Annotated in this window: 6 protein-coding genes; all 6 read right to left on the reverse strand. The window is 43.6% G+C overall.

The genetic code is table 11. The features are described from left to right. Window positions 1-14: 14 nt before the first annotated feature. The 6 genes from MHI38_RS06170 to MHI38_RS06195 all read right to left on the reverse strand — a co-directional run bounded on the left by MHI38_RS06170 (window position 15) and on the right by MHI38_RS06195 (window position 12,104). Window positions 15-5,243, reverse strand: coding sequence for a polymorphic toxin-type HINT domain-containing protein (locus MHI38_RS06170; RefSeq protein WP_341181050.1), 5,229 nt, complete (start codon window positions 5,241-5,243; stop codon window positions 15-17). A gap of 30 nt (window positions 5,244-5,273) precedes the next feature. Continuing rightward, window positions 5,274-8,579: a hypothetical protein gene (locus tag MHI38_RS06175; protein WP_341181051.1), complete on the reverse strand. Its 3,306-nt coding sequence runs from the start codon at window positions 8,577-8,579 to the stop codon at window positions 5,274-5,276. A gap of 237 nt (window positions 8,580-8,816) precedes the next feature. Then, complete coding sequence (gene yaaA / locus MHI38_RS06180) at window positions 8,817-9,569, reverse strand: peroxide stress protein YaaA (RefSeq protein WP_341181052.1); 753 nt, start codon at window positions 9,567-9,569, stop codon at window positions 8,817-8,819. Window positions 9,570-9,749: 180 nt separating this feature from the next. Then, the gene (locus tag MHI38_RS06185) at window positions 9,750-10,037 is read right to left on the reverse strand and encodes a DUF3139 domain-containing protein (RefSeq protein ID WP_253493055.1); all 288 of its coding nucleotides are present in this window, start codon (window positions 10,035-10,037) and stop codon (window positions 9,750-9,752) included. Between the two features lie 174 nt (window positions 10,038-10,211). Beyond that, window positions 10,212-11,090 (reverse strand): prohibitin family protein, encoded by an 879-nt coding sequence (locus MHI38_RS06190; protein ID WP_154888346.1) that lies wholly within the window; start codon window positions 11,088-11,090, stop codon window positions 10,212-10,214. A gap of 387 nt (window positions 11,091-11,477) precedes the next feature. Next, window positions 11,478-12,104 (reverse strand): cell wall hydrolase, encoded by a 627-nt coding sequence (locus MHI38_RS06195; RefSeq protein ID WP_154888672.1) that lies wholly within the window; start codon window positions 12,102-12,104, stop codon window positions 11,478-11,480. Window positions 12,105-12,426 lie beyond the last annotated feature (322 nt).

Genomic DNA, 12,426 nt, shown 5'->3' on the forward strand with positions numbered 1-12,426 from the left:
TCCACCTCATCCTATTAGTAATCATTGTGCGATGTTATCACTTCAACCACATTAATTTTTCCATTGGAGTCTTTCGTGTAGATTACTCTAGCATCTCCACGACCACTACCAGAACCCTTGATATCTACCGCCCATTGTCCCTTTCTTTTACCTGTGAGAGCGTGGGCATTCAATCCCCTTAGATCTCCTGACTCTAGACCTTTTATTGCGGCTTCGTAACCTTTCTTAGCTTCTGGTGATAACTTCTTTGCAGTTCTTGCCGCGGGTTTAGATATGTTAACCTCGCAATTATGAACCCATATCCCAAGGTTAGAAACAAAGTAAGAATTAAAGTCTCTAACTTCAAAGTTATAAACCGTTGCTTCACGTGGCTCTTTCTCAATCTTATCTATAGCCAGTTTAGTACCATCGCTCGAAACAAGCAAGTCGCCAACTTTCAGGTCTTTAACGAAAGTCCATCCTTTACCGTCAAGCCAGAATGGATGTTCTGCCGTGGCTTCTATTATTTCATCACCGATGTGAACCTTAAAGATTTGATCAGCCTGCTTTTGGAACAGTCCCACGACCTCTTTATATGCTACTTCTCCAGTCTCATCAGACTTAGCAAGAACCTTATCCCCTACCTCAATATCCTCGATAGGTTTCTCCCCTTCGTCTGTTTGAACTTTAGTCCCAGCAACAAAGCAATTACAACCTTTTGATGCAGGGGCTTTCGTTTTACCTGCAGTTTTCCCAATGCCCTTAGAAGCCGCACCTGAAACATTCCCCATGGCAAGTATTGCAAGATATTCTGCTGATTTCCCTTTGATCAACTCACTTACTAACTGTTCAGTTGCCCAGCTGACATTACCTGCAGACTTAGAATAGGAACTCTTACCCAATGCCATATCATACAAGTAATTAAACCGATTTTTATATAGAAAAGAATTAAAGTCATAACGATCTCGTATTGTACTTTTATACAGGCTATACTGTGAACTAGCTTTTCCTCTAGCTTCCTTAAGCAAATATCTGAGCTCTGTTGCATAGTAAGGCTCTGCCATATGCCCACTCGGATCCACATATTTCAACGGATTGTTATTCACATAAGAATACAGATTCAGACTCAGCGGATCATTCAGTTCACCTTCATACGTATCTTCACCGATGAAACGGGCCATGCCTGGGTCGTACCAGCGAGCTCTCAAGTATTGCAGACCTACGGTGTCATCCCAGTATTCTCCTGCGTATCGAAGTACATTCGGTACCGTTTCTTCTTTGGTTAACGGTCCGCCCCAGATGTCGTATGTGTAACTGTTTAGAACTTCGCCTGCATCGTCCACAAGACCAACGACATCTCCATGTCCGTTCAACTGGTAGTACTCCAGTTTGCCCGTCTTTTTGTCCTGACGAGCCCATAGCTGCCCATACAAGTCATAGATATAAACGTAAGTAAGCTCTGATTTTCCTGATGTTACTACAGCCTCAGCCATCAGTTTGGCTTCTTCGTCATAGTAATACCGAATGGTTTGCTCGCCTTCGGTACGTTCGTACAACAATCCATCACCGTTATAGCTATAGGTTACGGTTTTACCTTCTCCGGTCGCTTTAACCATACGATTCTGACTGTCATACGTATACTGTGCATCCTTCAGACCGTATATTTTTCCGCTTCCGGTACTGTATCGGTTACCGTTCTGGTCATAGGTGTACGTTTCTTTTTGCGTGCCCGTTTCAGTCTGAATCCGGCTCAATTCATCATAAGTGTATTGATCCGTTTTTCCGTTTTGGGTACGGGTCGTCATGTTTTTGTTACCGTCGTACTCATAGCTAAACTGTTGAACTGCGGAAGTCCCTTGAGAGATCGTAACCCCTGAAAGGTCATATCCGTTAAATTGGTAGCTCGTACTGAGCCCTTTACCAAATGATAGTTTTTCCAGTAAGCTATTCGGTTTGTAACTGAACGTCATACGATCTACCGGTGTTGTTCCCGATGAAGCAAGAGCAGAGGCTCCTCCTGTACCCGAGGTAATATCCATGGAAGTGACCCGATTCATCGCATCGAGCTCGCCGTGAACACGCAGGGCTTGTCCCTTTACATCAGTCAACGTGTATCCCAGACGTTGCTGTGTATTATTTTCATAACTCAACTGTGTTCCGTCTGGAAATGTTAATCCTTCCAACATTCCATCTGATTGCTGATAGCTGTACGTCGTTTTACCATGGTCGTCGGTCATGGAGGTTCTGCGCCCAACAGCATCATACGTATACGATACACTCGTATCTGGTGCCTTCATGCTTGTGAGCATGTCGTCACTGTTGTACGTGTATTCGGTGACTTTTCCAAGTCGATCCTGCTTTTTGATCAGATTGCTTCGTTTATCATAGTAGTAACTGGTTGCAGAGCCATCCTGAATAGGGGGAGTCTGTTTAATCAGCCTGCCCAGTTCATCATACTGTTTGGTAACCGTCTGACCATTCGCTGATACGACCTGAGTCGTCTGACCTTGATAGCTGTAGAAATACCGGCTTGTCTCTTGCTTCGGTGTTGTTGCCGTTGCAATTTGACCAATAGCATCATACGTATACGTTGTCCGTTCGCCGTTACCATCAATGGATGTCGTCACATTACTATCCAGATCATACTCTTTCTGTTGCAGTGGAACGTATGCACCGTTCTGATATTCTTCCATCACTGTCACGCGGCCCAGTACATCTCTTGTTTCACGGGTTTTGTTGCCAGCGGCATCTTCATACGTTACCGTTCGATCTACAGCGTTATACGCTGTGTTAGCTGTGGTCGTATCCGGGTATTGAGTCTTGGTTGTTCGGCCCAACGCATCTACGACGAATCGGGTTACATTTCCTTCAGCATCTTCAACCGCAGTGACATTTCCTTCACGATCGTAGGCATACTTATAGGTAGCCTCTGCCGTCTGTTCTTCTGCCAGAAGACCTAACGGATTATACCGCTCTTTGGTAACCATACCGTCCGGGGCGGTGTTGGTAATTATATTTCTCACATCATCATAGGTAGTGACTGATTTTGTGCCATCCGCATGGGTGACTTGAAGAACCCGTCCGGCTTGGTCATACTGATACGTTTCTTCTTCACCGGAAGCATCGGTTACTTTTTTCAGTTCACTAGCACCATTATATTCATATGAATCAACGTAAGGAGTTGCCTTCCCGGCAATATCATTGACAATGGTTGATTTCGATTGAACTAGATGTCCCGCATTCGCATCATAACTCAGCGTCACCACGCGGTCTTTAGCCAGATAACCGCCTTTATCCGTTGTCGTGACAACTCTGCCTTTCGCGTCGAGTTTGATCTCGGAGTCGGATAATATCTGTCCTCCGTATCCGTTTTTGGTTACACTTCGTAATACAGATCCTTGTCCATTATAAGTCGTTTCCGTGTATCTTTCTAACCTGTCATTAATCTTAGTCGTTGTACGAATAGGTTGGATCCAAAAGTACGGAGACTCCCCGGTTTCATAGGCATAAGTCGTTTCTTGTCCCGTACTTTGCTTTTCGGAAGTAACCATTCCGTTCGTATCATAAGTCACCGTAGTAGTCAGTTTATCTCCTGTACGACCACTTTCGCTAGTCCATTCGGATTGTTCTGTCGGCAGATTCCGATTATTTTGGCTATCGTACTTGTACTCTGTGTTATAGACGACATCATCTGCACTTAATTCATGCTTGTCCACCCGGATTAAATCCGGCTGTGCAGCTGCACCGAATGATTTGGAGAACTTCCATGTATCCACCGTATTTCCTGATTTCACTTTGGTCGTCCATGAAGCGGATTGACCGTATGACTCCAGATCCTCTCCAGAGTATTCGAAATTAACTTTGTCCAGATCACCTTTGCCATCTGTTGAACTAAAATGACTTTTGCGCTCTCTTACTTTGTATACAAAATGTACGGAAGACGTTCCAACCTGTTTCAAAGCCGGTATGTACGCATAATCTGTTATCGCTGAGGATGGGCTTGTAATACGCGACAGCAGCGCCGTATGCATCACACCATGTGCACTCTGATTTTGTTGAAGCTCCGGTAAAAAGTTGAATTTGGATTCCGGATAATAATACGTATAGGTCGTTGTTCGATCCAGCGCATCCGTAAACTCTCTCAGAATACGAATATCTCCGTCCTCACGCTGTGTATAGGTCACTTTCCGATCCGTTCCAGCAAGCTGAATAGTCATTTTCAGATCGCTATACGTAAATGTCAGCGCTTGACCTTCGCTATTTTCGATACGAGAGATAACACGGTTACCGTTTGAATTCGTATATTTGAAATTCACCGTGTTTCGGTAGGCATCCGTAATCTGCAACAATTCTCCCGTTTGTGTGAACAAATACTCGTACCCGTTGCGGATGGACAAACGATAACTGCTGGCTACTCCATCCACCGTTACAGTCGCATCTCTTTTCAGTGAAATGTCATTCCACACATAACCTACTAGTTCCAAATTTGCGTTTAAACGATAATAGCCCACACCTGGAACATAAATGTACTGGTTCTCACCACGTTGTTCCATAAAAGGTAGATCCCAACGCCAGCCCTGCCCAAGGCCCGCAGCTGTTTCTTTACGCGGTGTTACCGCATTAGAATACGTTTGAGTCGCTGCGTCATACTCCACACCAAGCTGTCCATTCGCTCTAGCTGTATCATAAATACGTGTCAGTTCGAAGGGAATCAAACCCGGAAGTGACAGATCGGCACTTTGAATCGTCATCTCCCCTGTAGCGGTTGAGATGGACTCAGCTCCATAAGACGTCATATACCGGGATGCTTCATCCCGAAGATCGACATGATCAAGCCCTGTTTGATCCACGGTTGTTCCTGTACCTGGAACTTCATCGTCAACGACAAGGATTGAAAATGATTTGAGCTGAGATGAATCCGACGGTGTGGATGAGGAAGGGCGTAGCCCCTCCATTGTAAGCGGTTCGCTGATTTCCTGGGTTTGAAGCCAGTTCTCGGCAGCCGCACCGCCTGAGCGATCTGTCTGTAACGCCTTATACAACTGATACAAGGAGTAACCTTGATCCAGTTTCGCTCTGATCCATTCCTCTTGAATGCCGAACTGCTCTTGTAAACTATGAATTGTAATATAGGTAGCAGAAGGAAGAGAATCTCTTCCTTCTGACGACGATGCCGCCGCAGCCTGCCCTTCATACGCAAAAGAGCCAAGCCCACTAAAAACTAATATCGCACATAACCATATCAATGTTATTTTCTTAAACACTTCATCACCTCAACCTAGTATTAACAATCATTAATTAAATGGGAAAATTTTCTTTGTTCTTTTCGTTAAATTACCGTTACGGTCATACTCAAATACAATCTGATCTCCTGTGTACAGCACGACTTTTAGTAGCTGATTCGCATAACCGTATTCGTAGCTGTTATCGTTGCGAATGTTCATCCAGGCCGCTTTGATGGCTCCTTTTATCGGTTTGCCATCCTTTTCACTCAGTTTGAGATAGTACGTTTTGCCACCCTGCAGATCCCATTCAAGCACGGTATATTGCTCGCCGTACACCTGCTCCTGATCTACGGAAGACACCAGAGGTATGCTAAGCTCCTTGTCTTCATACAACTCAATTCGAGGTTCGATGGAAAAATCTCCTGATTCTTTGATTGCAATTCGATATTTATCAGAGCTATATGGACTGAAACGGTAGTAGATATTACCTTTTTGCTCCTTAGGAAGTTCAGTCTCTGCGTTCTCATACAACGTCAGAAACTCCACTTCTACTTGTTTGACTGTAAAATTGCGGTATGGGGCTACGAATTTCAACGTTTGGTCTGACACATTATGCACCTGAATATCAGATCTTCCAGGTACATGTTGCGGTCCTACTGCATTTTTCCCTTCCTTAACAACGACTTGGTTCTGATTACGGATTACGTAATCGTAGACCAATCCTCCTACTTGAGATGTAAAGAGCACGGGTGAGAAAGAAGATGTATTAGAGAATATCGCCGTGGTGTTCGGCTCCAAATTTCGTTTAAGGAGTGCAGGCTCCTGACTGGGACTAGCTATCACAGGTGCACTGTATTGAATCGTTACTGGCTCAGAAGATATTGCAGTCATCACGAGTGTTCCGCCAGCAGGTATGTCCCAAGCATCCAAGTCCGAACCTGCCGTTAGATGCAAGAATTTATCGGTTCCTTCGTAAACTACAAAATCAACAATGGAACTGTTTGTTCCTACCCGATTGATTAGAGCCGTCGTTGAACCCGGATTCGTGAAGACTGCGCTCTGTCCCTGCTTTACCGTAATTTCCGTTTCAGGTGATGGGACTTCGTCGTCTTGTCCACGGAAAATACGATAAATCCCTCCATACGTTATCGCTTGCTCGGAAATATTCGTAACGACAATTTTTTTACTCCCCACGACAAGGGGATCAAAAGCAACCGCTGTTCTCTTGGATGATTCCGTTCCATCTGAATTGTAGATGATATAATCAAAGACTTTCTGTTGATTACTAGAGGCATCCGTCCTGATTCTCTTGGAATCGGAGCTTATATTTGTAAAGGCATAACTCTCTCCTTTGTTTAACGTTGCACGCAAATAAGCGGGTTCCTGGCTATCTACTACAGAAAAATCATCTGTGTATTCAAATAACACAGGTGTGCTTCCTACGACGGTAACAATGGCTTCTCCGCCAGATGGAATATTAGCGAGACTACCATTGTTATTGAATTTGTCACTATATGCTTTGCCGTCTGATTTATATACAACAATGTCATAGAGTGAGGCCACCGACTTTGCATTACTCCGGATTGGATTCCAAAGTGAACCGCCGTTATGAAATTTCACGGATTGTCCCGGTTCAACAGTAATCTTACTCAAGGCTTCGTTAGGCCGATCCTCCACATCAAAAATGGTATAGATGGCACCCATCGTTACAGGCTGTTCGGATACACCTGTAACTACGGCTTTGTTCCCATAAAAAACAACCGGAGCTGTTGAGGTTGATTTTTTGGTGCTGCGCTCCGTACCATCGGGGTAATAAGTTACATAATCAAATAAACGAGATTTGTTACTTGATGAAGCATCACTATCGAGATATTCCTGACTTTTGCCATAGTTCCAGAATGTCACGCTTTCCCCTTGGTTCAACGTTACACGGTGATGGGAAGGTTCCAGGCTGTATTCAAAGGAAAAATCATCCGTGTAACTAAATTCAATCGGAACTTGTCCTACAACGGATACAACGGCGTAACCTTGGGATCGAATGATCGGATTAATATTTTTGTTAAAGCCGTCAGAATGCACAACATTTTCCGAAGTATACAAGGTGTAATCAAACACAGCTCCGTTGGCGCTACTCGCATTGTTTTTGATTGGATTGGCTAATGATCCATTGTTCCGGAAAATAACAGATTCGCCAGGATATACGGTCACTCTTGTTATCGCATCTCCGCCAGCTCTCTGAACATCAAAAGTTCTGTATGGCACACCGTAAGTCACAGGTGTCGAGGTTACCAGTGTCACCACAGCTGTTCTGCCCGCAGCGATCGTCGGCTTGGTGGTTGAATTGGTCCCGGTCGTACTTTCTGTACCATCGGGAAGATAAACAACGTAATCATGTTTATCTTTAGAGGTTCCATCACTCTGTAGCGCATCCGATTTGGAACTAATATTCGTAAACTGATAACTCTCTCCTTGATTCAAAGTTACTCGTGTATACGCCGGCTCGTCACTCCAGTCACCCGTGTATACTTCATAGGGAAAACCAACACTAACAGGCTGTGAACCTGCACCTGTAATAATAACTTCATTTCCTCCAGCAACTGAAGGCTTGCCTGTAGTTTGAAAATTTGAACTTACAAGACTACCATCTTCTTTGTAAACAGCGTAGTCTATCTTCTTATCCTGGGTTGTGGAAGTACCCGCACTTAAAACTCTTGACTGTGATCCTTCATTGAAGAAGCGGTAACTTTCTCCTTTGGATAAAGTAACTCGGTGCATCGCAGGGTTTGTGGACACACCATAGGAAAACTCCGGTCGAACCGTAACGGTGAAAGGATTTTTCCCGCTTGATGTAATGACGATCGTGTAGCCTGAATTTACCGTTATACTTCCAGTAAAATCTAAATTATCACCTGAAATACTTCCGTCCGGTCTATAATTGGCATAATCATATGCACTGCCTCTTGAGGTTGATGCATTGATACTTAAACTCCTGGCAACGGTCCCGGTATTGGTGAATGTATATGATTCTCCCGGATTCATGACTAGTGTTTCGTTCGCCAAAGCCGCTGCTTGGGTAGTGAACATGTGCTCTCCGTATGTATCATCCGTCACCGTAAACGGGTCTGATTCCTTCATATGTTCTTCACCTTCATTTACATCCTCAGGTTCTTCATAGAAATCTGGATCCCAACCCTCTACATCCGCCTGCCCTAACAGCACTGCATCCTCCGTAGAACGGTTAACATCATCACCCGTGATTTCGGACGTTATTATTGAAGCTGATGGATCTGAAAGTGCATAACCGCTGGTTGGAAGCATGGTTCCAATAGCAAGCCAGAAAACTAGAAAAATAATAAAGCCTTTTCGTAAATTCATGAAATTTCTTTTCCTCCTTTATATTCATCTTCCAATTCATCCCTTAAAAGAGATAAAGATGGTCGAATTATAAGTATCGTCATTTTCCTTAATTTAGGTAATAGTTATTTAGTCCTTGATTTTAGGGACTATTTTCCTTTTAAGGGTGTAAATAAAACAAAAAAAGCCGCCAAATGGCGACTCTTGGATAGAATAAAACAGTTTATTACTCTCTTACATATTAAATTAGGTTCACTACTACTTTTCTTCCGAATAAACAAACACATAAGTACTCTCATCCGACAGCTCTTCCGAGAAAACAAACGCTAACCGATCAAATCCTTTGATATCTTCCACATCTGTTATTTTCCGCTCTGCCATATAACGTACCATCTCACCTCTGGCCATTTTCGCGCGGGTTGCCTTCTCCACAAGTTTCCCACCAACCATTTGTCCGAATACACAAGTGACAAACCGGGTTTCCTCCTTCAAAAAAGGCGTGATGTTCTTGCTGTACTCTTTGGAAGCCAGATTCAGAATGCAGTTGCTTTCGGATTGAAGCTGATCAGCCAGCTTGCTGCCCCAGAACTGATAAAGGGATTTGAATCCCGGACCTTGCAACTTGCCCTGCATTTCCAACCGATAGGGGGTAACCCCGTCCAAAGGACGCAACATGCCGTACAACCCGGATAATATGCGCAAATGTTGCTCCAGATACGCCAGCTCTTCCTGCTGAAAAACACCCGGCGCCATATATTGATACTGAATGCCTTCATACGAATAGATTGCTGGTGTAAGATTTTCTTTTACATTCATGCTCCGAATCCGCTCCATGTTCAGTTCCGCGATAGCGTCGTTGCACTTCCAGAGCGCTTTGAGCTCATCATAGGATAACGTCTGAAGCAGACTCAGGAGTTGTTCAGACTCATTAATAAATTGCGGCATTTGCGCGCTAGCCATCAGATCGGTGTCGACCTTCATCTTCTTGGCTGGTGATATAATAATCCTCATCGTTCTAATCCATCCTTAATCTACCGTTGTTATGTCGTTATTCATTGTACAGGATTAGGCAGATGAATCCAATCGTGAGGCTATATTAACTCTTACAGGACCTCTTAAGAAAAACTCAAGTAAACAAGCTATTCCACTAATGGACTCACTTGTTTATCAGAATTCATAAAATAAAATTTTTCACGAATGTGGGTCAGGTGTTAATTGCACCCATTGCTCTCCTCTATAGGTGTAGACATACTCCTGTGGATCATCTTTTAATTTCACTACAACAGGGTACTTCGGCATTTTACTACGACGAGCTGTGATGCTTATAATATCGTTTTCATTTAATCCTTTCTCAACAGTTAAATACGTTCTTAAGCCGTCTTCTAGTTTCTTCATATCATTTTCATAGGAACCATACCATATAATTGAAACTACGCCCGCTAATATTATAAAAATTACTGCTCCTTTTAAGTACTTCATTTTACTCACCTACCATTTACATTATAACAATATAAGCTGTGTGATGAACACGGCTTATATACCTATGAAAAGACTCAAAAATGAACAAGTCCGCCCCATATTGGACCGGCTTGTTCATTAGAATTTAACATCTTCAATTGTTGAAAAAGTAAGGTATGCATTTCATACCGCTAATTAGGGAGACACGCTACCCGTGCTGCTATTTTGCTCTGTTTTGGTCGTCGGCAATTGAATCATTGGTGTATTTGATCCACTCACATATGGAAGAGCTCCATCCCATTTCTTGATGGTTTCATATTCAACGAGTTGACTGGATAAGGATTGTTGCAGCTCTTTATTGGCTTTGGCTTGACCTTCTGCTTCGATCAACAGTTTGTCTGCATTACCTTGCGCTTCCACGCGCTTGCGATCTGCTTCTTTCTTGGCGATCTCAAGCTCAGTCGTTTTACGTTCCAGTTCTTGAGAAGCCTCGACACGCTTATCGATTGCTTCCTGAGTCTTTGCATCAGGTTGAGGAACACCTACAGTAACGTTAGATACAATAAAGCCTAACTCCTTAACATCATCAGAGAAACGTTGTTGCACGTCTACGCCTGCTTCAGATGACTTTTCGCCATAAACATCAATGACTGTAAACTTGGAGATACCTTTACGGGCTGCGTCACGGAAACGTGTTTTGAGATATGTATCCTCGATTTCTTGAATGCTAATTGGCCCAAATGTATTAAAGATAGAAGATACCTTACTTGGTTCGACTTGGTAGTTATAAGCAAAATCGATGGTGATGTTCTTTCCATCAGAAGTAGCAATCTGAATGTCTCTGTATTCAACCGTTTGAATCCGGATCGGATATTTGGTCACTTTATCAAACGCTCCAACGAGCTTCCAGCCTTGACTCAATGTACTATCCTTTACGCCTCCATTGGGTGAATAGACAACCCCGACATATCCATTCGGAATTCGTGTTAAAAAGAAAGTCATCAGTACGACTCCCAAGATAATAACAAAGGCAACCGCGATCGCTCCTACCCTAAACGTCTTTGAATTTTTCATCACCATTCTCCTCTTGTTTGAATTTATTGTATTTCTTCAGAATTCTACTACCTATTTTATTGAATAGCGGGAACATTAATGACCATAGAATAAATGCTAGGATAAAAATTATAATAATTCCCCCAATAAATGGCATATTTGTCCTCCCTTCTTATGGATGTAACCCAAAGCACAATTTATAATTAGCAACTAATTATACCCTTCATTATATATACTTTGTAAATTTATATTTGGTTCCATGGATTTCCAGTACCACTTATATGCATGTCCTGCATAGCCTAAATATAAAATAAACCCCGGTAGCACATCTGCATTCAGCAGCGTACAGCCGGGGTTCATTATTACTATTATTTTTAGTAGTGTTACATTAGATATCTCAACTTACACTTATCTCGTAAAATCATGCTGCCCAATGGTCAGCAGTGTCGGTCTGCTCTTACTCCACTCAGACGTGGCAATTTTCGGATTGTAATAAAATAGCGCGCCATGCGTTGGGTCGGCACCATTGAGAGCTTGACGGGCAGCCTTGAACGAGGTTGCGGTTGGCTTCAGATTAAATTGACCATCGTCTACCGCTGTGAACTGACCTTTTTGGAAAATGACTTCGGAGATGGATGACGGAAACTCCCCCGATTGCACCCGGTTTAAGACAACTGCCCCTACAGCGACCTGTCCTTCAAAAGATTCCCCGCGTGCTTCCCCATGGATCAGCTTCGCTAGTTGACGCAGTGTTTCTCCTTCGGCTTTGACCTTTTGGTTCAGCCTGTTCAGCGTCACCGGACCTGCTACACCATCGGCACTTAATCCCTGCGCTTGCTGGAAATCGCGAACTGCACTCTGAGTGATCGAACCGTAATAACCTGTTACTCCAGCGTCAAAATATCCGAGCTCACTTAATTGCTCTTGCAGTTGTACCACGTGTTCACTGCGAATGCCCTGCTCCAGCTTCTGTGCTCCAGCCGAAGGCGCGGCAACGGTAAGTCCAAGTGTCATTGCACAGGCGCCAAGAAGCATACTGACTCGGCCTGCTCTTTTGTTCGTCTTTCTCCCCCTGCGATGGGTGACTTTACGACTCACGGTAATAGGTTCCATATCGTCTGCACTCGTGCGCAGATCATTCGGATCAGAATACCCATATATGATATTCATCCCTGCCTCTTCATCAACTCGCACCATTTCGTACACGCTATTCTGTTCACTCGTCATATGCATTTCGCTCATTGTATTCTTCTTATTCGTCATTTCCTTAACCCTCCATTTTTCTGAATCCAGTTATACGCTTCCCCCTGAATCCTCTCGGATGGACATCCCGAGTGTCATTATAGGATATCAAAAA

This window comes from Paenibacillus sp. FSL K6-1558, assembly GCF_038002565.1.
In the GTDB taxonomy this organism is placed as follows: Bacteria; Bacillota; Bacilli; order Paenibacillales; family Paenibacillaceae; genus Paenibacillus; species Paenibacillus polysaccharolyticus.

Bases quoted from the DNA above. Each gene is read 5' to 3' on its own strand.
- MHI38_RS06175 (WP_341181051.1), bottom strand. From the start codon at position 8,579: ATGAATTTACGAAAAGGCTTTATTATTTTTCTAGTTTTCTGGCTTGCT.
- yaaA (WP_341181052.1), bottom strand. From the start codon at position 9,569: ATGAGGATTATTATATCACCAGCCAAGAAGATGAAGGTCGACACCGAT.
- MHI38_RS06185 (WP_253493055.1), bottom strand. From the start codon at position 10,037: ATGAAGTACTTAAAAGGAGCAGTAATTTTTATAATATTAGCGGGCGTA.
- MHI38_RS06190 (WP_154888346.1), bottom strand. From the start codon at position 11,090: ATGAAAAATTCAAAGACGTTTAGGGTAGGAGCGATCGCGGTTGCCTTT.
- MHI38_RS06195 (WP_154888672.1), bottom strand. From the start codon at position 12,104: ATGCTTCTTGGCGCCTGTGCAATGACACTTGGACTTACCGTTGCCGCG.